At 66.6% G+C, this 22,367-nt stretch carries 17 protein-coding genes; 5 read left to right on the plus strand and 12 right to left on the minus strand.

Translation table 11 applies throughout. The features are described from left to right. The first annotated feature begins 86 nt into the window (after nt 1-86). The 3 genes from ACXYMN_RS17415 (at nt 87) to ACXYMN_RS17425 (ending at nt 2,956) form a co-directional block, all read left to right on the plus strand. Nucleotides 87-719 carry a ribonuclease HII gene (locus tag ACXYMN_RS17415; protein ID WP_459015036.1) on the plus strand — a complete coding sequence of 211 codons (633 nt, stop codon included), beginning with the start codon at nt 87-89 and terminating at the stop codon, nt 717-719. Nucleotides 720-823: 104 nt separating this feature from the next. Further along, nucleotides 824-1,924 (plus strand): DNA methyltransferase, encoded by a 1,101-nt coding sequence (locus ACXYMN_RS17420; protein WP_459015037.1) that lies wholly within the window; start codon nt 824-826, stop codon nt 1,922-1,924. Between the two features lie 162 nt (nt 1,925-2,086). Then, nucleotides 2,087-2,956 carry a DMT family transporter gene (locus ACXYMN_RS17425; RefSeq protein ID WP_459015038.1) on the plus strand — a complete coding sequence of 290 codons (870 nt, stop codon included), beginning with the start codon at nt 2,087-2,089 and terminating at the stop codon, nt 2,954-2,956. Here ACXYMN_RS17425 and ACXYMN_RS17430 read toward each other — a convergent pair. The 7 genes from ACXYMN_RS17430 to ectA form a co-directional block, all read right to left on the minus strand. Continuing rightward, nucleotides 2,953-3,705: a maleate cis-trans isomerase family protein gene (locus ACXYMN_RS17430; RefSeq protein ID WP_459015040.1), complete on the minus strand. Its 753-nt coding sequence runs from the start codon at nt 3,703-3,705 to the stop codon at nt 2,953-2,955. The genes ACXYMN_RS17425 and ACXYMN_RS17430 overlap by 4 nt on opposite strands. After that, complete coding sequence (locus ACXYMN_RS17435; protein WP_459015041.1) at nt 3,702-4,856, minus strand: M24 family metallopeptidase; 1,155 nt, start codon at nt 4,854-4,856, stop codon at nt 3,702-3,704. The genes ACXYMN_RS17430 and ACXYMN_RS17435 overlap by 4 nt, the downstream gene beginning before the upstream one ends. Next, nucleotides 4,853-5,920 carry a pyridoxal-phosphate dependent enzyme gene (locus ACXYMN_RS17440; RefSeq protein WP_459015042.1) on the minus strand — a complete coding sequence of 356 codons (1,068 nt, stop codon included), beginning with the start codon at nt 5,918-5,920 and terminating at the stop codon, nt 4,853-4,855. The genes ACXYMN_RS17435 and ACXYMN_RS17440 overlap by 4 nt, the downstream gene beginning before the upstream one ends. Nucleotides 5,921-6,118: 198 nt before the next feature. Further along, nucleotides 6,119-7,549, minus strand: a complete 1,431-nt coding sequence (locus ACXYMN_RS17445) for an aspartate kinase (protein WP_459015044.1) — start codon at nt 7,547-7,549, stop codon at nt 6,119-6,121. Between the two features lie 18 nt (nt 7,550-7,567). Then, nucleotides 7,568-7,960: an ectoine synthase gene (locus ACXYMN_RS17450; RefSeq protein ID WP_459015046.1), complete on the minus strand. Its 393-nt coding sequence runs from the start codon at nt 7,958-7,960 to the stop codon at nt 7,568-7,570. A gap of 5 nt (nt 7,961-7,965) precedes the next feature. After that, nucleotides 7,966-9,261 (minus strand): diaminobutyrate--2-oxoglutarate transaminase, encoded by a 1,296-nt coding sequence (gene ectB / locus ACXYMN_RS17455; RefSeq protein ID WP_459015048.1) that lies wholly within the window; start codon nt 9,259-9,261, stop codon nt 7,966-7,968. A gap of 64 nt (nt 9,262-9,325) precedes the next feature. After that, a complete protein-coding gene (gene ectA, locus ACXYMN_RS17460) occupies nt 9,326-9,859 on the minus strand; it encodes a diaminobutyrate acetyltransferase (RefSeq protein WP_459015050.1) in 534 nt (177 codons plus the stop codon). A 364-nt stretch (nt 9,860-10,223) separates the two neighbouring features. On the opposite strand from ectA, the gene ACXYMN_RS17465 reads away from it, so the two are divergent. Beyond that, nucleotides 10,224-10,718: a MarR family winged helix-turn-helix transcriptional regulator gene (locus ACXYMN_RS17465; protein WP_459015052.1), complete on the plus strand. Its 495-nt coding sequence runs from the start codon at nt 10,224-10,226 to the stop codon at nt 10,716-10,718. Nucleotides 10,719-10,757: 39 nt separating this feature from the next. Here the strand turns inward: ACXYMN_RS17465 and ACXYMN_RS17470 are convergent, their stop codons facing one another. From ACXYMN_RS17470 to ACXYMN_RS17490, 5 genes are all read right to left on the minus strand, one after another. After that, on the minus strand, nt 10,758-15,548 hold the full coding sequence (locus ACXYMN_RS17470; RefSeq protein ID WP_459015054.1) for a translocation/assembly module TamB domain-containing protein: 4,791 nt from the start codon (nt 15,546-15,548) through the stop codon (nt 10,758-10,760). Beyond that, nucleotides 15,545-17,326: an autotransporter assembly complex protein TamA gene (locus tag ACXYMN_RS17475; RefSeq protein ID WP_459015056.1), complete on the minus strand. Its 1,782-nt coding sequence runs from the start codon at nt 17,324-17,326 to the stop codon at nt 15,545-15,547. The genes ACXYMN_RS17470 and ACXYMN_RS17475 overlap by 4 nt, the downstream gene beginning before the upstream one ends. Nucleotides 17,327-17,660: 334 nt before the next feature. Further along, a complete protein-coding gene (locus ACXYMN_RS17480; protein WP_459015058.1) occupies nt 17,661-17,999 on the minus strand; it encodes a hypothetical protein in 339 nt (112 codons plus the stop codon). A 117-nt stretch (nt 18,000-18,116) separates the two neighbouring features. Then, nucleotides 18,117-19,580 carry a xylulokinase gene (xylB, locus tag ACXYMN_RS17485; RefSeq protein WP_459015060.1) on the minus strand — a complete coding sequence of 488 codons (1,464 nt, stop codon included), beginning with the start codon at nt 19,578-19,580 and terminating at the stop codon, nt 18,117-18,119. 181 nt (nt 19,581-19,761) lie between these two features. Next, nucleotides 19,762-21,450 (minus strand): acyl-CoA dehydrogenase family protein, encoded by a 1,689-nt coding sequence (locus ACXYMN_RS17490; RefSeq protein ID WP_459015062.1) that lies wholly within the window; start codon nt 21,448-21,450, stop codon nt 19,762-19,764. Nucleotides 21,451-21,596: 146 nt separating this feature from the next. Here ACXYMN_RS17490 and ACXYMN_RS17495 point away from each other — a divergent pair, with 146 nt between their 5' ends. Next, nucleotides 21,597-22,367 (plus strand): sulfite exporter TauE/SafE family protein, encoded by a 771-nt coding sequence (locus ACXYMN_RS17495; RefSeq protein ID WP_459015063.1) that lies wholly within the window; start codon nt 21,597-21,599, stop codon nt 22,365-22,367.

Genomic DNA, 22,367 nt, shown 5'->3' on the forward strand with positions numbered 1-22,367 from the left:
TCCCGCCGCGAGGGGCAGGTCCGAGGCTGGGCCTGCCTCTTCATTTTGGGCTGGCACGGGATGGCGCAACGGGGCAGGAAAGGGACATGACCGGCGCAAGCGATCTTCACGAACGGGCCCTGATCGGGCAGGGGGCAAGCCGGGTCGCGGGGGTCGACGAGGTCGGGCGCGGACCGCTGGCCGGGCCGGTGGTGGCGGCGGCGGTCATCTTCGACCCGGCGCGGCTGCCCACGGGTCTTGCCGACAGCAAGGTGTTGTCGCGCAAGCGCCGTGAGGCGCTGGCCGACGCGCTTCGCGACAGCGCCGAGTTCGCCATCGGCGTCGCCAGCGTCGAGGAAATCGACCGCATCAACATCCTGCGCGCGTCGCATCTGGCGATGATGCGTGCCGTGGCGGCCCTGCCCGCGCGGCCCTGCCATCTGCTGATCGACGGCAACCTGATCCCGCGCGATTGCCCCTATCCGGCGACCCCTCTGATCAAGGGCGACGCGCTGTCGGTATGCATCGCGGCGGCCTCAATTGTGGCGAAATCGTGGCGCGACAGGTGCATGCGGGATTTGGCGCAACAGTTTCCCGGATACGGCTGGGAGACGAATGCAGGCTATCCGTCGAAAAGCCACAAAGAGGCGCTTCGAAATCTCGGTCTGACCCCACATCATAGGAAGTCCTTCAAGCCAGTCCACAACATCTTGTGGCAAGGTAAAAACCCAAACGCTTGATTCAAAAAACAATTTGACCCGGAATCGGCTTTGACTCAGTCTTTCTGCAACCACTGAGAGCGCATAAGCGCCGAAGGTTTTGGGGCAGAGACAAAATGACGAAGATGACCGATCTGAAGAGTGCGCAAGCGCTCCCTCTCAACACGATTCTACAAGGCGACTGCGTCGAGGCGATGCAGGCTTTGCCTGAGAATTCCGTCGACCTGATCTTCGCCGATCCACCCTATAACCTGCAGCTCAAGGGCGATCTGCACCGCCCGGACAATTCGCTTGTCGATGCGGTCGACAACGACTGGGACCAGTTCCAGAGCTTTCAGGCCTATGACAGCTTTACCCGCGCCTGGCTCAAGGCGGCGCGGCGGGTGCTCAAGCCCAACGGCGCGATCTGGGTCATCGGATCCTACCACAATATCTTCCGCGTCGGGGCCGCGCTGCAGGATCAGGGCTACTGGATGCTGAACGACGTGGTCTGGCGCAAATCGAACCCGATGCCGAATTTCCGCGGCAAGCGGTTCACCAATGCGCATGAGACGATGATCTGGGCATCGAAGTCGGAAGGCGCGAAATACACCTTCAACTACGAGGCGCTGAAGGCCCTGAACGAGGGCATCCAGATGCGCTCGGACTGGGTGCTGCCGATCTGCAACGGTGGCGAACGGCTGAAGGGCGAGGATGGCCAGAAGGCGCATCCCACCCAGAAACCCGAGGCGCTGCTGCACCGGGTCTTGCTGGCCTCGACCAACCCCGGCGACGTGGTGCTCGACCCGTTCTTCGGCACCGGCACCACCGGGGCCGTGGCCAAGATGCTGGGCCGCGACTGGATCGGCATCGAACGCGAAGACGCCTATCGCAAGGTCGCGACGGACCGCATCGCCAAGGTTCGCAAGTTCGACAAGGCCGCGCTCGAGACGACGCGCGCCAAACGTTCCGAGCCGCGCGTGCCCTTCGGACAGCTGGTCGAGCGCGGCATGCTGCGCCCCGGCGAAACCCTGACCTCGCCGTCCGGCAAAAGCGCCAAGGTGCGCGCTGACGGCACGCTTGTGGGCCTCGACGTGAAAGGCTCGATCCATCAGGTCGGCGCGCATCTCGAAGGCGCGCCATCCTGCAACGGCTGGACCTATTGGCACTTCAAGAAGGATGGAAAATCCGTGCCGATCGACATCCTGCGTCAGCAGATCCGCGCCGAGATGGCCGAAAGCGGCTGATCCCCCCGGACATTCACCAGTTACCGCCAGCCTTCCGCTCCGTCTGCGGCAGGCCACTGACCCCGCCTGCCTTCCTGGTCGGCGGGGGCTTTTCTTTTCACGCGCGCTATCGGCTTGCGTCCGGCGGGCAGGCCGGTTCATCTGCCCCAAACAGGAGAGTTCATGGATGTCCGCGCCGTTCTGATGGGTCTGGCCTTTGCCGCGATGTGGTCGTCGGCCTTTACCTCGGCGCGGGTGATCGTGCAGGCCGCGCCGCCGCTCTACACCCTGTCGCTGCGGTTCTTCATCTCGGGCGTGATCGCCGTGGGGATCGCGCGCGCGATGGGCCAAAGTTGGCACCTGACCCGGGCGCAATGGCGCGCGGTAGTGATCTTCGGGCTGTGCCAGAACGCGCTCTACCTCGGGCTGAACTTCGTCGCCATGCAGCAGATCGAGGCGTCGCTGGCGGCGATCATCGCCTCGACCATGCCGCTGATCGTGGCGTGCCTCGGCTGGCTGGTGTTCCGCGACCGGCTGCCCGCCATGGGGGTTGCGGGGCTGCTTGCCGGGATCGTGGGCGTCGCGCTGATCATGGGCGCGCGGCTGTCGGGCGGGGCCAACGTGACCGGCATCGTGCTGTGCGTGGTCGCCGCCCTGTCGCTGGCGATTGCCACGCTGACCGTGCGGGGCACCACATCGAAGGGCAACGTGCTGATGGTGGTGGGCTTGCAGATGTTCGTCGGTGCGGTCGCGCTGGTGTTTCCGGCGCTGGCCTTCGAAGAGCTGGTCATCGACTGGTCCGGCACGCTGGTCTTCGCCTTCTGGTACACGGTGCTGGTGCCGGGCGTGCTGGCGACGCTGGTCTGGTTCCTGCTGGTCGAACGGATCGGTGCCACCAAAGGCGCGACCTTCCACTTTCTCAACCCGTTCTTCGGCGTGCTCATCGCCTGGGCGCTGTTGGGCGAAGCGCTGAGCCTCTGGGACGCGCTGGGCGTTCTGATCATCGCGGGCGGCATCCTTGCGGTGCAGTTGGCGCGGGTGAAGACCGTCTAGGGATCGGCGAAAAGCCGACCCATCCCCGGGGGCCTGTGCGCGATGCCCGCAAGGCGCAGCATGTGCCAGGCCAGCACCTGGTTGGATGACAGCACCGGCAGACCCAGTGCGTCCTCGAGCGGCGCGATCACGCGCAGCGTGCGCAGGTTGGTACAGGACAGAAACAGCGCCTCGGCCCCGCCCGACGCCAGCAGCGCACGCCCCGCCGCGATGATCGAATGCGGTGCGATGCGGACGACCTTTTCCTCTGCCGCCTCGTTGAAACTGCCGAATACGGGCGTTTCGATCCCCTCGGACAGAAGCGCGCCGCGAAGCCGGTCCGACACCGCCGCCACATAGGGCGACAAGACCGCCAGCCGTGTCACCCCAAGCGCAGCGCAGGCCGCCACCACCGCGCTGACCGGGTTGCTGACCGCGTCGGTCGGGACCCCTTCGGCGACAAGCCGCGCCACTTCGGCCCGCCCGATCACCGCCGCGCCCGAGGTGCAGCCATAGCCGACCGCCGCGAACTTCCGGGCCTGCGGCAACAGGCGCGCGGCGGCGGGCAGGGCGGCGGCCATCGCGCCCAGCGTCTCTTCGGTGACCGCGTCGCCCGAGGGCACGCGCGAGGTCAGCAGATTCACCCGCGCCGGGATCAGCGCGCGGAAGTCCCGTTCAAGGCTTTCATCGGCGGACAACACAATCAGCCCGATGCGGACCTCATCCGCTTCGACGCTGTCATAGGCGAATGGGATGGAGGACGGGGTCACAGCGCGATCTCGGGCAGGGCAGGACCGGCGGGCGTGGACAGCCATTCGGCCCCGCCATCGCGCAGCACGATGTTTTCTTCGTGCACCATGATGCGACCGACCGCCAGCGCGACGGAAGGCTCCAGCGTCAGCACCGTGCCTGCTGGCAGGGGGGAGGTGTCGCCGGGGATGATCGACGGCCATTCGGTCAGTTGGGTGCCCAGCCCGTGACCGAAACGGCCCGCATCCTCGGCGGCGCCGCCATCCGAGGCCACCGCCGCCATGGCGTGATACAGATCCGCCGGGCTGACCCCGGCGCGGGCCGAGGCAAAGCCCGCGGCCGTGGCCTCGATCAGGCGCGCATGAGCGATCCGGACGCTGTCCGTGGCGGGCCCCATCGACACATTGCGGTCGAAGTCGCAGAAATAGCCGTCGCGTTGCAGCCCGGTATCGAGCATCACAACGTCCCCCGCCGCCAGCGGGGCCTCGGTCGCCGGCGAGATCACGTCAGGATAGCCGCCTTGTGCCGCGGCCCCGGCCAGGTAGGGCACCCAATCAGCCCCCTCCGACAGGCAGAGCATCTGAAAATCCCGGAACACCCGACGCAACGGGCGACCCGGGCGCAGTATCTCGGGCAGGCGGGCAAAGGCGCGGTCGGCAACGCCGCAGGCCCTGCGGATGGCAGCGATTTCGGCGTCGGATTTCACCATCCGCAGGGTGCGGGTGATATCGGCGTCGGCCACCAGCGCCCGCGTGCCAAGCCGGGCCTGCAACGCGAAAAAACCCGCAAGCGGCATGCGCAGGTGGCTTTCCATGCCCATCGGCAGCCCGATCCGTCCGTTGACCGGGGTCCGTTCGGCCAGCGTCGCGGCCAGAAGGCTGATGCCGTCGTCCACAAGGTCCGGGGCGCGCCAGGTGCGGATATCGGTGATCCAGCCAGTCTGCATCAACGCGCGCCCGATCGACGGGATGACCGCGACCGGCGCGCCCGAGGCCGGGACGATCAGGAACCAGGGCCGCGTGGGGCTTTCCCAGAACCGGGTCAGAAAGCCCGAGAAGTAGCGAAAATCGGGCTCTGTCGTAAGCAGCAGCGCATCCAGGCCGACCCCGGACATGGCTGATTGCGCGCGGGCGACCCGGGCCTCGTATTCGGCGGGGGCAAAGCCGGTCACTCTGCCGTCTCGGTCAGGAAGGCCAGTACCCGCGCGTCCGGCCCGAGGCCGAGCGACGCGCGAAACGGCACGCTTTCCATCAGCGCCGCGACCCCGGCGGCCCCGGACGGCGTGGTGGCAAGGCCCTCGGCGGCCAGCGCGGGCAACAGCGCCTCGACCTCGGCATCGGCCAGGGTCATCACCGCATCGACATCGCGTGCAAGTCCCTTGAGCGCGATCAGCGACGCCGCCTTGCAGTCGAGCCGCCCCATGGACGACACCGGCCCCTCGGTCTGCACCGGGCGGCCTTCGGTCAGCGAGGCGGCGATGCAGGGTGCGGCCTCGGGTTCGACCGCGACGATGCAGACCGCGTCGCCCCAGGCGCGTCGGGCGCTGACGGCGACGGCGGCGGCCAGACCGCCGACACCGGCCTGCACGAAGATGTGGGTGGGCGGGGAATTGGCGCGGCGGATCACCTCGGCCATCAGCACCAGATAGCCCTGCATCAGAACGCGGGGCGGGTCGGTATACCCGGACCAGGAACTGTCCGACAGCAGCGTCCAGCCATTTTGCTCCGCAGCCTCTGCCGCCGCGGCCATGCTGGCTTCGTATTGCGCCCCGGCCCGAACGACCTCTGCGCCCTTGGCCCGCAGACGATCGGCGAAGGACGTGGGCACCGTGTCCGGCAGGAAGATCACCGCCTGCGCCCCGAAGACCTTGGCACCGGCCGCCACCGACACCCCGTGATTGCCCGCGCTGGCGGTTACATAGCGACGGCCCCGAAGCGCCTGGCGCAGGTCCTCTGCGCCGGTCGCGACCGCGTCGCAGGCGATCACATGCGCGCCCCCGAGCGCCTTGAAGCTGCCAAGCCCCATGCGCCCCCGTTCGTCCTTGAGCGCAAGCTGCGCCACCCCCGCGATCCGGGCGAGGCCGGGGGCATCGACCAGCGGTGTCGCTGTCGCCACCGGACAACGAGTCAGCAGCGCCTCGACCGGTGTCGCATCGTCTTCGGGAAACGGGATGCCCTCGGGCAGGTCAGGCAGACGCCCGGTGGCGCGGAACGGATTGGGGTGCAGTCTGGCCATATGCGCGCTCCTTCGTGTCGGCCCCGAGTTGGCGACGCGAAGCGGCGGCCTGTCAATCAAATGCGTGACGATAACGGCAGGCGGCGCGGCACCGCCACGGCACGGCATGGCGCCGTTTCGGGGTCGTCGGATCCTTCACCGCCACGAAAAAGGCCCCGCCGAGGTGGCGAGGCCTTGAGTGCAATCATGGGCATTGGATCAAGCGACGAGCTGGTGCCGCACGACGTCCTTTCCCATGAACGTATCATGCAGCACCTTGATGCACTGGTCGCGATTGTCGCGATCGACAAGGAACTGCGCATCGACCGTCCGCGTCGTCTGATGCGCCGAGATCACGTCGATCTCCGCCTCGCGCAGGGCGGCGAGGCCCCTCTCGAGCACGTGCAGACCGCGAAGATTGCGCCCGATGACCGATACGATGGCGGCCGAACGGACATTGATCTCCGAGTTCGGATAGCTCTTCGAGAGGCCCGTCTCGATGCTGCGCATGGCGCGGAGCGGGGCGTCCACGTAATGCGAGATCGTATTGGCGTTGGAGGTCTTCGACACGATGCGCAGGTCGAACCGCGTCAGGATGTCGAGAATTGCCGCATCGTAGCCTTTGACACCGACCATGTCCTGCTCGAACAGCTCAAGCGCAAAGACATCGAGGCCGCAGACGATCTCGGCCACGCCTTCCTCGGCTTCGGCATCGTCGATCAGCGTGCCGGGGTCGTGCGGCTCGAAGGCATTGGTCACACGCAGCGGCACTTCCGCCTGACGCAGGGCCTTGGCGGCGGTCGGGTGGATCGCCTCCATGCCCATGTTCGACAGCTGATCGGCCACGTCGTAATTGGTATGCCCCAGCTTGCGCACGTTCCCGGGTCCGACCAGCTTGGGGTCGGCAGAACTCAGGTGGAATTCCTTGTGGATGATCGCTTCGCGCGCCTTGGTCAGCGCCGCAATCTGGCTGAAGGTGACTTCGGAATAGCCCCGGTCATACTTGTTCATCAGGCCCTCGGCGCATTGCGCGTAGCCCGTGACGATCGGCATCTCGGTGTCGATATCGACGTTCTTCAGACCGTCGAGAATGCGCGCGTCCAGCGTCATCTCACGCTCGTCGCGCCAGCCCGACAGGTCCACGAAGCGCGCGTTGACGCCGTGGCGACGCAGCAGAAGCGTGGTCACGAAGGCGGAATGCGCCTCGCCCAGACCGGACAGCAATTCGCGCATGACCGACATGTGCTGCGACAGGCGGAAATGCCCGTAGGAACACAGCCGGTGCAGGTCGATCAGACAGTTGCGCGCGCCATCGATCCTGTCGCGGACAAAATCGTTGGCATCGCTGCGGTCGGCGGCATTGTCGAACAGCGCGTCATGCGCCGCGCGCATCGCCTTGTCGACCTGCGCCAGCGCGCCCATCCAGCCATGCTCTTCGGTATTCTCGGCGAAATGGGCGTACACACCCGGTTCGCCGGACTTCTTGTGTTCGAGAAGCGCGTCGGTGATGCCGCCAAAGGCGGAGACGACGAACATCCGGCGATACACCGGTGCGTCGACCTGAAAAAGCGGCATCAGCAACTCGTCCAGGCGCGACATCGACGTGCCGCCGATCTTCTCGACCGTGTGGTTCTTGAACTCGGTATCCATGATATCCTCGGCGGTGTTTCAGGCCACTTCGTTCGGTGCGGCGTAGGATCCGTCCTCGCGGTGCACTTCGTGACCGGTGACCGGCGGATTGAAACAGCAGGCCATCACAAGCTCCTGCTCGGCACGCACCGTGTGCTTGTCGTGCTGGTCGAGCGCATACATCACGCCGGGACGGATCTCGTGCGTCTCACCGGTGGCCAGATCGGTGATCGAGCCCTTGCCCGAGATGCAGTAGACGCTCTCGAAGTGGTTCTTGTAGTGGAACGTGTGCTCGGACCCGGCCTTGAGGTAGGTGATGTGGAACGAGAACCCCATCTTGTCGTCGGCCAGCAGCATCCGGACCGAGGTCCAGTCCGCATCCGAGACGGCACGGTCGGTGTTCTTCAGCGCGTTTTCGTCACGTACGATCATATCGGTTACTCCGCAGCAATCTTGGTTGTTTCGGACGCCTCGCGGGCCGCCTCGAGCAGGATGTCGAGACCCTTGTGCAGCGTCGCGGTCGGAACGGTCAGCGCCACAAGAACCTTGACGACCTCGTCGCGTGCGCCGGATGTCTCGATGATGAGACCCTTTTCGAAGCAGCGCGCGCAAATGTCCGACGCCAGTTGACCGGACCCGACATCGACGCCCTGCATCATGCCGCGTCCCTTGAGCCTTGCGCCCGGGATCACGTCCGCCACTGCCTGAAGGCCGGTGGTCAGTTGCACCGACTTTTCCTGGATCTGGGCCTGGAACGTGTCGTCCTTCCAGAACTTCTCAAGCGTCACGCGGGCGGTCACGAAGGCATGGGTATTGCCCCGGAAGGTGCCGTTATGCTCGGCCGGTTTCCAGATGTCGTGCTGCTTCTTGATCAACAGCGCGGCAAAGGGCAGGCCGAAGCCCGACAGCGACTTCGCCTGGGTGATCATGTCGGGCTTGATGCCCGCCTGCTCGATCGAGAAATAGGTGCCGGAGCGGCCGCAGCCGGACTGGATGTCGTCGATGATCAGCAGTGCGCCGTGCTTTTCGGCCAGCTTCGCGATGCCCTGCATCCATTCGACGGAGGCCGCGTTGAGTCCACCTTCGCCCTGGATCGGCTCGAAGATGAAGGCGGCGGGGGCGTCGATGCCCGAGGATGTGTTTTCCAGCACCATCTCGATCTGGCGCAGCGTGTCGACATCGTCGCCGAACGCGCCGTCATAGGGCATGTGCGTCACGCCGCACAGACCGCCGCAGCTGTTGCCCGCGCCCGCACGCTTGGACGCGTTGCCGGTCAGCGACAACGCGCCCATGGTCATGCCGTGAAAGCCGTTGGTGAAGGTGATGATGTTGCGCCGTCCGGTGACCTTGCGCGCCAGCTTCATCGCCGCCTCGACCGCGTTGGTGCCGGTGGGGCCGGTCATCATGACCTTGTAGTCCTCCATGCCGCGCGGGGCGAGGATGTAGTCCTCGAAGGCCGCGAGAAAGCGCGCCTTCTCGACCGTGAACATGTCGAGACCATGCGCGATGCCGTCATTGGTGATGTGCTCGACCAGCGCGGCCTTCATGTCCGGGTCGTTGTGGCCGTAGTTCAGCGACGAACACCCGGCGAGAAAGTCGATATAGGTCCGGCCTTCGGTATCGGTCATCTCGGACCCGGTGGCCTTGGCGAAGACGGTATCGAAGCTGCGGCAATAAGACCGGGCTTCGGATTCGCGGCGTTCGAAAATATCTTTTGAGACGGTCGTCGACATGTGACGTCCTTTCCTGATGGGGCTGTTCTGGGGTGACGAGAGGCGTGGCGCGGGACCGGGTCGGTCAGGCCGCGCTCTGGATGATCGCCTCTCGGAAGGTGATCGTGACCATGTGTTCGGTCGCGTGCTCACCATTGAAATGGGTGTCGCGCGTGAAATGCGCCTCGGAGGTGAGGATGGCGTTGTTCTTGTCGGCAAAGCTCTGGAACAGGGCCCAGGAGGCTTCGTTCGACAGCGTGATCGTGGTTTTCATGCGCTTGCAATCGGCGGCTTCGTCCCGCGCCATCAAGGCAGACAGCATCCGGGTGCCAAGGCCGATGCCGCGCGCGTCCTGCGACACCGCGACCTGCCAGACAAACATCGAGTCGGGATCCTGCGGCGTGATATAGGCCGAGATCCAGCCGACGATATCGCCGTCGATCTCTGCCACGATGCAGGTGTCGCGGAAGTGGTCCGCCTGCAGCAGGTTGGCATACATGGAGTTTTCATCGAGCGGCTTGCAGCTGCGGATCAACTCCCAGATCGCAGCACCGTCTTCGCGCACGGGCTTGCGGAATATCACGGTATCAGCAGGGGCGTTGTCTTGCAGGGTTTGCACGGGTCAGGCCTTCCTCGTCGGGTTTTATTTGCTTTACTAAGTATAATATCGCACGACGGTGCTTCAAGGGGCTAAGTAATATTAATGCGCGGCGGGCAAATCGGCGCCGATGGGCATAAAACATGCCAACATACTGGGGTAAATTCTGTTTTCAGCCCGTGCCCAACGTGCCGCATTGCAGCAATATCGCTTTTGCAAAATTAAACGCACGAAATTCGCGCTGGCCACTTGTGGAACAAAGTACTAAGCCTAACTAACTATCATGTTGGATAAAGATTGCAGTCGAGACGCGTTTACCGGCGACACCCTGGATGTCAGGCAAAATGCTGCCTCGCGCGCATTCGGTACAGAGCCGGACAAGCGGATGGACAGGACTGATACGAGCCTCGTGGCGCTGCGGCGCATCCTGCAGGCAACCGAATTCTACGGGCGCACGCTGGCGCGGGACGCGGGCCTGACGGCGGTGCAGCTGCGGGTTCTGCAGATCGTCGCAGAGACCGGCAACTGCCACCCTTCGGAAATCGCGACGCGGATGGGCGTCAGTCAGGCGACCATTTCGGTGCTGATCAAGAAACTGAAGGCCTTCGGGCTGCTTGAACGGCATCAATCGGCGGAAGACCGTCGCCAGATCGACCTCACCATTACCCCCGAGGGCGAGGCGCGCCTGCGCAGCGCACCCAACGCGCTGCAGCAAAGCTATGTCGGCCAGTTCGAGGCGTTGCCGGACTGGGAACAGTCGATGATCGTCGCGGTGCTCGAACGGGTCGCGGCCATGCTCGATCAGGGCGAATACGACGCGTCGCCCGTGCTGGCCACCGGCGAAATCGTGCGGCCCGCCGCCGAGGCGCGTCGCAAGTAACGCGCCCGGGCCTGAGGTCGGCCCCCGCCGTGGCGGTTCTCAGTAGTCCTTTTCGTAGTAGATCCCGACGCCGGTGTTGCCGGTCGAGGTCACCGTGCCGCGCGCCGTGATGCTTTTCGACAGGTTGAGGTTCAGGTTGATCTCGGTCTCGCCGGTGCTGTTCACCGTCACGTCGGTATAGGCGTTCTCGCCGATATACTTGCCGACGCTGACCGCCGCGCCGCCATCTTCGCCGGTCTGCAGATCCAGATTGTCGAGCCCGGTATTGGCCCGCAGCGTCTCCGAGATGCCGGGCCCGCCACGGCCCGACAGGGTATTGATCGCGCTGGCGATCCGCAGCGCCTGCAGCGCCGATATCTCGGACAGGTCGCGCCCGAACAGCAGCAGCGACAGCACCTCTTCCTGCGGACGCTCGGGCGTGGAGGAGAACGTGACCTCGGGTTCCGATACCGGGCCTTCGATGATCACCTGGATCAGGGTATCGCCCGCTGCGGTTTCGGCCACCACGCGGATGCGCGGGTTGAAATCGCCCTGTAGCGATACGGTCGCCTCGTCCAGTTCAATCCGCTGGCCCAGTATGTCGAGCCGCCCGCGCACCAGTTCGAACCTGCCGCGTGGCACGATGTTCTGGATAGTGCCGCCGATCACCAGTTCGCCGCCCACTTCCGCATCAAGTCCCCGCCCCCGGATAAAGATCCGCGACGGCGCGCTGATGGTCAGGTCGAGGCCGTAGTTCAGGCCGCCACCCGTCGCGCGCTCGGGCTCCGGCGTCGTTTCGAGACCCGCGCGCAGCAGGGTCTGGCGCACGGCGCTGCTGGCACCCACATGGGTGACCGGAAAGCCCAGCGTGGTGATGCCGCCACCCGAAGGCACGCGAATCTCGGTCTGGTCCAGCTCGATCCGGCCCGACAGCAGCGCCGACGAGGCCAGCGGCCCGACCAGTCGCAACGTGCCGTCGACATCGGTCTGGTACAGACCCGGGTCGGCGACGATCACGTCGTCGAGCCGGATCGTGAGGTCGCCGTTGAACGGTGCCGACAGCCCGACGGGCCCGCTGACCCGGATGTCGCCGCCGGTGACGACGTCGCCGGTCAGTTCGATCTGCGCCTGCGCGCCATTAAGGCTGATCTCGGCCGCGATGCCGTCCAGCGCGAGGTTCTGGGACGGAATCGTCAACTGCGCGCCCTGCGTGGTGATCCGCCCCGACAGCGCCGCCAGTCCGGGCGGGCCGTTGACGGCAAGATCGAAGGTCGCGATGCCGCCGATCAGGTTCGGTTCGAGGAACGGGTTCGCCAGCCCCAGCGGGGCCGAGCCGTTGATGTCGAGGTTGGCGGTGGACGCATCCGCCGCGACGCTGCCCCGGACGGTGGCGCGGGTGCCCCCCGGCGCGGTCAGGTCGGTGTTGATCTGCCAGTCGCCGCCGGAACTGGTGGCGTTGCCCTCGGCGGTGGCCGGACCGTTGAAGTCGGGCACAAACAGGCCGATATCCGCCAGCCGCACGGCATAGATGATCTGGCTGCCATCGGTGCTGTAGACGCCGCTTGCGCGCGCATCGATTTGCGGCGCGTCCAAGTCCAGCGCATCGATGCGGATCAAACCGCCCTCGGTCAGCCCGCCACGCAGGGAAAGGTCGGTCACGCCGCCGCGCAGCAGCTGGTCCACCGCTGTGATGCCGGTCGCGATCGAAGCCGCCTCGGCGTCGAGGGTCACATCCGCTGCACCGGTGGTCAGGTCATAGGACCCGTTGGCGGACGCGTTGACCGATCCTGCCAGCGGTCGGCCCACCAGCCCCGCATAGGGCCGCAGGGTGTTGATGCTGAGATCGACATTGCCCGCCAGCGATTGCGGTACGAACTCGCGCACCACCGCAGTCGCATCCACATCGGCCAGAAGCCCGCCCGGACCCGACGCGTTAAGCGCGATGGCCCAGTCCTCGCCGGTCTGGCTGGCGGTGCCGGTGACGCTGGCATTGCCCGACATCGACGGCACCACATCGGCCAGATCGTTCAGGCGGATGTCGAATTGCGCCTGGCTGTCATCGGCCAGATAGGTGCCCGCCGCATCCACTGAAAGACGCTCGCCCACCACGTCGAGCGACCGCAGGATCACGCCGTCCGTGGACCGGGTCCCGTCAAAGGAAAAGCTCGTGCGCCCCGCCAGCAGCCGGTCCGCCTCGGCGATGCCGGTGATCGGGTCGCGCACCGCGCCCGTTGCCGTGACGGTGCCGGTAAGGGCCTCGAGATCGACGTCGCCTTCCGCCTCGAGCGTGACGCCGCCACCCAGCGGACGCCCCGCCAGCGTGGCATAGGGTTTCAGCGCATCGATAGTGACGTCGATCTTGCCCGCGACCGATTTCGGCACAAACTCCTGCAACACCGCCGTGGCGTCGATATCGGCCAGAAGCCCGCCCGGGCCCGACGCGCTCAGCGCGATGTCCCAATCCTCGCCGGTCTGGCTGGCGGTGCCGGTGACGCTGGCATTGCCCGACATCGCGGGCACCACATCGGCCAGATCGTTCAGGCGGATGTCGAACCGGGCCTGACTGTCATCGGCCAGATAGGCCCCTTCGGCATCCACGGACAGCCGCTCGCCCACCACGTCAAGCGTGCGCAGGATAAAGCCGTCGACGGTCTTTGCCCCGTCGATGGTAAATGCCGTGCGTCCGGCCAGAAGCCTGTCCGCTTCGGCGATGCCGGTGACCGGGTCGCGCACCGCGCCCGTTGCCGCGATCGAGGCGGTAGCCAGTTTCAGATCGGCGCTGCCCTCGGCCTCGACGGTGATGCTGCCGCCAAGCGGCCGGCCCGCGATTTCCGAATAGGCCGACAGGTCGCCGACATCGGCGTTGATCTTGCCGCCCACCGCCTGGATCTGGCCCTTGACCAGTTGCAGCGCCGCATCGACGATGGCCTTGGTACGGCCCGGACCGGTCACATCGCCAAGCACCGTCCAGTCGTCGCCTTCGTTGCGCACCGTGCCGGTAAAGGCGAGCGCGCCGGAAAGCTCTGGCAGGATTTCGGCGATGTCGCCCACCGTCAGCGCGATATCGGCGTTGCCGGTTGCGCCGCCAAGGCGACCGGACGCTTCCAGTGATGCCTCGGGCGCATCGACGGTCAGCGACCGCAACAGGATACCGGCGCCGTCACGGCGCGCGCTCAGGCCCAGTTCCGTCGCGCCGTCCAGCAGGCGGTCGGCCTCGGCGATGCCGGTGACAAGGTCGCGCACCGTGCCGGTGATCGCGGCATCAAACGCGCCCGACAGCGGCTCGACCCGGCCCGACACCGCAGCCGCGACACCACCGGACAATTCCCGCCCCGCAAGCCCGGAAAAGCGCGCGATATCGTCGGTCTCAAGCTGCACGTCGCCGTCGATCGCGAGGTTCAGGTCGTTGGTGATGCCGCCGATCTCAAGCGCGCCGCTGAGCGTTGCGCCCGCCCCTCTGAGGTCGATCCCGGTCAGGCGCAGCACCTCGTTTTCCTGATAGGAAAACTCCAGCGCGCCATTCAGCCGGTCGCCCACGGCCTCGGCCAGAGCCGGGTCGGCAAAGGCCAGCCCCTCGGCGGCGATCTCGAACGCGCCCTCGACGCGTCCGATGGCGTTGCCGTCGCCCCGCCTGAGCGTGCCATCGCCCACAAGGCGCATCTGCCCGGCGGCCAGGGTCGGCTGGTCGAAGCCTTGGACCATCACCTCGGCCTGCCAGCCATCGCCCTCGGACGCATCGAAGCGCACGTTCAGCTCAGCACCATCGACGCGGGTCACCGCACCCGGGATCGGCAGCTGGATCGGCTGACCCTGCGGCCCGCTGACGCGTCCTGTCAGCAGGATGCGTTCGGGCCACTTGTCGGGTCCGAGTGCGAGGTTGCCGTCAAGCTGGATCCCGTCCGACGCAAGCGTCAATGTGTCGATGGTCAGCGCCCCGCTGGCAAGGCTTTGCCCGGCGACGGTCAGGCTCAGGTTGTCGCCGAAGAAGGCGCGGTTCTCGGGTGTCAGAAGGGGGCGGATATCGCCCGCGATCTCGGCGGCAAAGCCGGTACCCGAGGCGTCGCCTTCCAGCGCCTTGACCGCCACGGTCCCGGTGATCCGCTCGGCGTTGTCGGTGGCCAGCACGATGTCGGCGGCGAAATCCGACAGCGGACCTTCGCCCTTGACCAACACCGCGACGGCAGGTTCGCCCGGCAGGCCGATCAGTTTCGCGGCGATGCCGCCCTCGGGCTCGTCCAGCGCCAGGTCGATGGACAGGATGCCGGTTTCGTTCAGGAACGACCCGGTCAGGCTGAGCGTGCCGCCCCGGTCAAGTCGTTCGACCGCGAGGGACACGTTGCCTTCGCCGCCCTCGAGGCTGGCCGAGCCTTCCAGAGACACCACCGCGGCCTCGCCCAGCAGGGGCGCGCCCAGTTCGACCCGTTCCGCGGCGATGCGGCCGATCTGGACAGAGACCGGCAATTCGGGCAGCGAAAACGGCTTGGCCTCGGCATCGGGCAACTCGGTCTGTTCGGCGGCAGCGCCACCGGGCAGGCGCGGGATCAGGATTTCCTCGGCGACAAGCTCTTCGACCGACACGCGCCCGCGCAGCAACGCCGCGCGATTCCAGTCCAGCACCACGCCGCGCAGGGTCAGCCACACGCCGTCGGCATCGGCGATGGTCAGCTCGTCCATGGTCGCCTTGGAACTCAGCGCCCCCTCGAAACCGACGATATCGACCTGAAACCCTTCGCCCGACAGGTTGTCCTCGATCAGCGCCTCGAGGCGCCCGCGCTCGGTTTCCTGCTGGGCATGAACCGGGCCTGCAAGGCACAGAAAGGCGGCAAGGATGGCTTTGGGAAGGTGTCTCAAAAGGCTTGTCCGATTCCGATGTAGAATTGCAGGCCGTCGCCTGTATCGCCACTGACGGGACCCGCGATGTCAAAGCGGATCGGGCCGATCCCGGTCTGGTACCGCGCCCCGAGCCCGGCGCCCGCGTGCCATTCGCCCGACCCGTCATAGAAGCTTTCCGCGCCGATATAGCCCGCATCGTAGAAGGCGACGAGGCCAAGGGCACTGGTCAGGTCGCGCCGGTATTCAGCCGAGAGTCCGGCAAAGCTGCGCCCGCCGATCTCGTCGCCGCCGCCCAGATCGACCGCGAGAGACTGGTAGGGCTGACCCCGCACCGTGCCCCCGCCGCCAGAGGTATAAAGGAAATCCGGCGGCACCTTGTCGATGTCCGGCCCCACGACCGAGCCAAGCTGGATGCGCAGGGCGGCGACGTTCGGGTCGCCCTTGCCAAAGCCCAGATAGGCGCGGGCATCGAGGTCGAACTTGAAGCCGCTCTCCGACCCCAGAAGGTCGGTGAAGGGCGTGGCGGTCGCGGTCGCGTAATAGCCCTGGCGCGGGTTCAATTCGTCCGAGCGCACGTCATAGGTCAGTGTCGTGGGCAGGGACAGCAGCAGGAACTCGCGCTTGCCAAGGTCGTCTTCGGTTTCGGAATAGCTCAGCCCCAGACCGATTTCGCCGGTGTAGCGGTCCGACAGCCGACGCGTCGCCCCGATGCCGATCTCGATGCGGTCCGAGATATAGGTCGGCTCGTCCTCGTGCGACAAGGATGCGGTGACGTAGCCGTCGGTGTCGGCGCCATAGATCGCCGGGATCTCGAGGCGGCTGGAAACACTGTAGTCCATGCCGCCGTCGGCGGTTCCGATGTTCGAGACCGACGCGTCGAAGCGCAGCCGCTCGGCACCGCCGAAGATGTTGCGATGCAGCCAGAACGCGGTCAGCCCGATCCCTTCGAGGGTCGAATACTCCGCGCCAAAGCCGATGCGGCGGGGTTTGCGGTCGCTGACCTCTAGGAACATGTCCATGGTGCCGTCCGGTTCCACCGTTTCGGCCTGGGTCAGGGTCACTGCCGAAAAGGCCCCGGTGGCGCGCAGGCGTCCCGACACGGTCTGGACGTCGTCGGGATCATAGCGCTCGCCCTTGGGAAAGCCCGCGATCCGGCGCAGCGCGGATTGGCGCACAGCGCTTTCGGAGGTGATGATCATGTCGCCGAAGCGCACGCGCGGGCCCTGATCGATGCCGATCCGCACCGACAACTCGGCCACGTCGTGAAAGGCGATGGCCTCTTCGCTGCTGGTGGCGACCTTGGCGTAGCCTTCCTGACGCCAGCCTTCGATGGTGTCCGAGATCGCGGTGCGGATCACGGCGGTTTCGGCGGGCTGGCCCGGGGCAAAGCCTTCGGGCAGGTCGGTGTCCTTGTGAACCGGCGTGATCGCGGCCTCGCGGAAGGTGAACAAGGGTCCGGTTTCGACCCGGATCACCGCGCGCGAAAAACGCTCGGGCAGGGACAGAAGCTCAAGGTCGGCGGCTTCCCTGCCGTCCAGCGTGATCGACACGACACCACCGAAAAACCCCCGGTCATAGAGGATCTGGACGATGCCCGAATAGTCCGACAGCGCGGCGGCGGCGACCTCTTGCGGTGCGGCCTCATCCTCTTGCACGCCAAGGCTCGACGCGGATTCGATGGCGGCGACAAGGTCGCGCTCGATCGCGTCGGAGGGCGCATCGACCGCGATGTCCAGATCGCTCAGCGCCCAGGCCGGGTGCCACAAAAGCGCGGAACACAGAGCGCCCGCAATCAACGGGCGTTTTGCTCGCCTTGGATACACTGCTCGAACTCCTGCCGGGGACCGTCTTGTTCTGGTTCGCTGACGACATACTAGCGCGCCGCGTGGGCGGCTTCCACTCCTGCGCGCCGTATGCCCTATTCATATTTTCGCCAGCGATGTTTTTCGCACGCTGTGTCCCGCGTGCGACCGGCAAGGCCCCGCATCAGGTGCGGGGCCTGTGGCGCGCCGGATCCCGCACCTGATGCGGGGCCTCGTCGGTGGTGCTGCCGGACCGGACGGGCGGGGGCGCCAACGCTTCGCCCGCGGCGAAGGGCACCGGGCAGGTCAGCCGCCGGTCGCGCCCCCGCTAGAGAACGGTCCAGGTCGTGACACGGCCTTTCTGATCGTCGAAGGTGATCTGGTCGCCCACCAGGGTGACGACCTGGCATTCCGTGCCCGCAAGGCTTTCCGGCTGGGTCAGCGTGCGGCAGAACAGGCCGCGCTGCTCTTCCCAGGTGCCGGAAATCCCGGTACCGACGACCGTGCCGTCCGCATTCAGCAGGATCGACTGCGTGTCGTTCACAAGCTCCCTGCCGACCACGGACAGCCACGCCGAAGACGCGCCCTGCGGCGTGCCGCCCCCGGTTGTTGTTTCGCAGCCGAGCAGGCTGAAGCCGATCATGGCCAGTGCAATGACGTTTTTCAAACGACCCCCGCAATATTCAAGACAGCCGACAGCATGCCTGTTCTCCGGTGTGGTTTCAACGGTCCCGAGACGGTCGTCGCCGCGCGCGCAAGCGCTGGCCCGACCGCCCCGGATCGCTCAGTAGACCATCCGGCTGATCGGCTTCAGCGCCCGGTAGAGCGCCCGGTATGCCGCCAGGCGCGGGACAAGCCGGGCCGCCCCGGCGTCGGATGGGGCAAAGCGGGCGGTGACCGCCGGGCGTCGGACCAGCGTATCGATCTCGCCCGCGCCGCACGCCGAGGCCGCGAGGATCGCCGCCCCGAAGGCGGGCCCGATCTCGGCCTTCTCGCCGCGTTCCAGCGTCAAACCGGTCGCATCGGCAATGGTCTGCAGCAACAGGTCGCTCCGTGCCCCGCCGCCCAGCGTCAGCATCGCGCCCGGAAGCGCCGTCGCGCTGGCGATGGCCCCGGTCGCATCCGCGAGGCTCATGGCGATGGCATCGAGCACCGCGCGCATCATCCCGGCGCGCCCGGTGCCATCGTCGAGCCCGTAGAAGCCGCCGCGAATTTCGGTGTCGCCATGCGGCGTCCGCTCTCCGGAGAGGTAGGGCAGGAACAGCGGCAACCGGTCGAGCGAGACCGCCTCGGCCTCGGTCAGAAGTGTCGCGATATCGGCCTGCGCCACATCGGCGAACCAGCGCATCGGGCGCGCTCCGTTCAAGATGGCGGCCATCTGGAACCACAGGCCCGGCACGGTGTGGGCAAAGGAATGCACGCCCTGCTCCGGGGCCGCGCGATAGGTCGCGGTCGGCACGAAGACCTGGCCCGACGTGCCCAGCGAGATGAAGCCCTGACCCTCGCGCGTGGCCCCGACCGCCACCGCACCCGCCGCCGCATCGCCTGCCCCCGCCGCGACGGGCAGACCGGCGCGCAGACCCAGCGACGATGCGGCCTCGGCGGTCAGGGCACCGGCGACGGCGTTGCCCGCGCGCACCTCGGGCAGCCAGTCGATGCGCGTGTCGGTGGCGGCGGTCAGGGTATCGGACCACGCCCCCCTGGCCTGATCGAACCAGAAGGTGCCCGCCGCGTCGGACGGGTCGCTGACCAATTGGCCGTGAAGCCGGAAGCCGATCCAGTCCTTCGGCAGCAGCACATGGGCGATGCGGGCATGCGCCTCGGGTTCATGCGCGGCCAGCCACATCAGCTTGGGCGCGGTGAAGCCTGCCATCGGCCGCACCCCGGCGATCGCAGCCAGTTCCGGCGCGTCGGCCGCAAGCTGCGCGCATTGCGCCTCGGAGCGGCCATCGTTCCACAGGATCGCCGGGCGGATCACCGCGCGGTCACGATCCAGCAGAACGGCCCCGTGCATCTGGCCCGACAAGCCGATCCCCGCGACCCGGCCCGCCGCGTCCGGATGCGCCGCGATCACCGCGCGCACCGCCTGCACCACGGCGGACCACCAGTCCTCGGGCGTCTGTTCGGACCAGCCGGGCCGAGGGTGTGCGATGGACAGCGCGGCGGTGGCGTCGCCGACCGCGTTTGCCTCCGCGTCGATCAGGCAGACCTTGACGCCGGATGTGCCGATATCGATGCCGAGAAACATGCGCGCCCCCTTGGTTGATTGCCCGCCAAACCTGCCGAAAGCCGCGGCGAATGGAAAGGCCCCGGAGCGGATCGCGCGGCCGGGGTCGGGCGACGCGCCACCGCGCCGGGTCCTGGGCACGAAAAAGCCCCGCCCGGGCCAATGCCGGACGGGGCGCGTTGCCGTCAGGTGGGCTGACGGGTCACCCCAGAAGGCGTCGCGCGATGACCTGCGCCTGGATCTCGCCCGCGCCCTCGAAGATGTTGAGGATGCGCGCGTCGCACAGAACGCGGCTGATGGGGTATTCCAGCGCAAAGCCGTTGCCGCCATGGATCTGCAGCGCGTTGTCCGCCGCCGCCCAGGCCACCCGTGCGCCCAGAAGCTTGGCCATGCCCGCCTCGATGTCGCAGCGCCGGCCCTGATCCTTTTCACGCGCCGAGAAATAGGTCAGCTGACGCGCCACCATGATTTCGACCGCCATCATCGCCAGCTTCGACGACACGCGTGGAAATTCGATCAGCGCGCGACCGAACTGCTTGCGGTCCTCGGCGTATTTCATCCCGTAATCCAGCGCGTTCTGCGCCACGCCGATGGCGCGCGCGGCGGTCTGGATGCGGGCGCTCTCGAAAGTCTCCATGAGTTGCTTGAAGCCGCGGCCTTCCTCGCCGCCCAGAAGGTTCTCGCCCTTGACCTTGAAGTCGTCGAAATTGACCGTGTATTCCTTCATGCCGCGATAACCCAGCACCTCGATCTCGCCGCCCGAGATGCCCGGGTCCTGCCATGGTTCCTCGTCGGTGCCGGGGGTCTTCTCGGCCAGAAACATCGACAGGCCCTTGTAGTCGTCGGTGCCGGGCACCGACCGCGCCAGCACCGTCATCACATGGGTGCGCGCGGCATGGGTGATCCAGGTCTTGTTGCCATTCAGGATCCAGTCGCCGTTGTCATCCTTCGCGGCCTTGGTGCGCAGGCTGCCGAGGTCCGAGCCGGTATTGGGTTCGGTGAAGACGGCGGTGGGCAGGATCTCACCGCTCGCCAGCCCCGGCAGCCACTTCTGCTTCTGCGCGTCCGTGCCGCCCGCGATCACCAGTTCGGCGGCGATCTCGGACCGGGTGCCGAGCGAGCCGACGCCGATATAGCCGCGCGACAGCTCTTCCGATACCACGCACATGGACGCCTTCGACAGGCCGAGGCCGCCGAACTCCTCGGGGATGGTCAGTCCGAAGACACCCATTTCCGACAGCTCCTCGATGACCTGCATCGGGATCAGCTCGTCCCTGAGGTGCCATTCGTGCGCGTAGGGGATGATCTTGTCGGTGGCGTAGCGGCGGAACTGCTCGCGGATCATTTCCAGCTCTTCGTCGAGCCCGGTGCGCCCGACGGTGATCTCGGCCGCGCGTTCGCGCATCACGTCGACGAGCCGCGTGCGCGCCGCGGCGCTATTGCCGCGGGCCATCAGCGCCTGCACCTCGGCGGACTGGAACGACGACAGCGCGTTCCAGCCAAGGCCAAGCTCGGCCAGGCGGAACACCTCGCCCTGGTTCATCGGAATGCCGCCCGCGATCTGGTGCAGGTATTCCCCGAAGGCGATCTGGTGGATCAGCTGTTCGACCTCGCCGAAGGTGCCCTCGGCCTCGAGCGCCTCGGCCCAACGCTGCATTTCGCGCAGCGCCTCGACATAGGTGGCAAGCCAGGCAAAGCCATGCGCCGCCGTCTGGTGCTGGTCCATCTTCGCGCCAGAGACGCGCCCGTCTTCCACCACCAGCTCGGTGACGGCCTTTTTCGCGACGCTCAGAACGGCATCCACGGCGGGCACGGCGGCCTTGGTGTGTTGCAGCAGGTCGGGCAGCAGCGGGCTGTCGGTTAACGTCAGATCCTGTCCATCATGGGGCATGCGTAAATCCTTTTCTCGCTTGCGGTCGCACATAGCGCCTTCGCAGGTGCAGCGCAATTAAGATACGCAAAAAGTCGCATACCGGTTCGTATCTTGCGCGACCGTTTGTGCTGGTCGCGCCCCGTGACTTTGGTATCACAAGCCCGATGGAGATGCTGGGAGACCTTTTGACGCCCGCGCAATGGGCCGCCGCGATGGCGATCACGCTGATGGCGGGCTTCGTCAAGGGCGTGGTGGGCTTTGCCATGCCAATGATCATGATCTCCGGCCTGGGGTCGGTGGTGACGCCCGATCTGGCCCTGGCGGCGCTTATTCTGCCGACGCTGGTGTCGAACGGCATGCAGGCGCTGCGGCAGGGACCGGCGGCGGCCTGGGAATCGACGCGCAGGTTCCGGGTCTTTCTGATTGTCGGCGCGGTGGTGCTGTTTCTTTCGGCGCAACTGGTGGCGGTGCTGTCGGTGGATGTCATGCTGGCCATGATCGGCCTGCCCATCGTGGCCTTTGCACTGGCCCAGATCGCGGGCTGGAGCGGCGCGGTGCCCGCCGGTCCGTCGCGCGGGCTTGAGGTGGGCATGGCGGTGTTCGCAGGGTTCATCGGCGGGCTGTCCGGGGTCTGGGGGCCGCCCACGGTGGCCTACCTGCTGGCGCTGAAAACCGAGAAACGCGACCAGATCAGGGTGCAGGGCGTGATCTACGGCTTTGGCGCCCTGGCGTTGACCATGGCGCATGCGGGTTCGGGCGTGCTGAACAGTGCGACCGTCTGGCTGTCGGTCGCGATGATCCCGCCGGCCATCGCGGGCATGTGGCTGGGGGGATTCGTGCAGGACCGGATCGATCAGCGGGCGTTTCGCCGGGCGACGCTCTGGGTGCTGCTGATCGCCGGTCTGAACCTGCTGCGCCGCGCCTTTTTCGCCTGA

It is taken from the genome of Roseivivax sp. CAU 1753 (genome assembly GCF_054482575.1).

What these genes read in the sequence shown, in the direction of transcription:
- ACXYMN_RS17420 (WP_459015037.1), top strand. Translation starts at nt 824, where the DNA reads ATGACCGATCTGAAGAGTGCGCAAGCGCTCCCTCTCAACACGATTCTA.
- ACXYMN_RS17440 (WP_459015042.1), bottom strand. Translation starts at nt 5,920, where the DNA reads ATGGCCAGACTGCACCCCAATCCGTTCCGCGCCACCGGGCGTCTGCCT.
- ACXYMN_RS17495 (WP_459015063.1), top strand. Translation starts at nt 21,597, where the DNA reads ATGGAGATGCTGGGAGACCTTTTGACGCCCGCGCAATGGGCCGCCGCG.
- ACXYMN_RS17490 (WP_459015062.1), bottom strand. Translation starts at nt 21,450, where the DNA reads ATGCCCCATGATGGACAGGATCTGACGTTAACCGACAGCCCGCTGCTG.
- ACXYMN_RS17445 (WP_459015044.1), bottom strand. Translation starts at nt 7,549, where the DNA reads ATGGATACCGAGTTCAAGAACCACACGGTCGAGAAGATCGGCGGCACG.
- ACXYMN_RS17450 (WP_459015046.1), bottom strand. Translation starts at nt 7,960, where the DNA reads ATGATCGTACGTGACGAAAACGCGCTGAAGAACACCGACCGTGCCGTC.
- xylB (WP_459015060.1), bottom strand. Translation starts at nt 19,580, where the DNA reads ATGTTTCTCGGCATCGATATCGGCACATCCGGCGTCAAGGTCTGCCTG.
- ectB (WP_459015048.1), bottom strand. Translation starts at nt 9,261, where the DNA reads ATGTCGACGACCGTCTCAAAAGATATTTTCGAACGCCGCGAATCCGAA.
- ACXYMN_RS17425 (WP_459015038.1), top strand. Translation starts at nt 2,087, where the DNA reads ATGGATGTCCGCGCCGTTCTGATGGGTCTGGCCTTTGCCGCGATGTGG.
- ACXYMN_RS17415 (WP_459015036.1), top strand. Translation starts at nt 87, where the DNA reads ATGACCGGCGCAAGCGATCTTCACGAACGGGCCCTGATCGGGCAGGGG.
- ACXYMN_RS17465 (WP_459015052.1), top strand. Translation starts at nt 10,224, where the DNA reads ATGGACAGGACTGATACGAGCCTCGTGGCGCTGCGGCGCATCCTGCAG.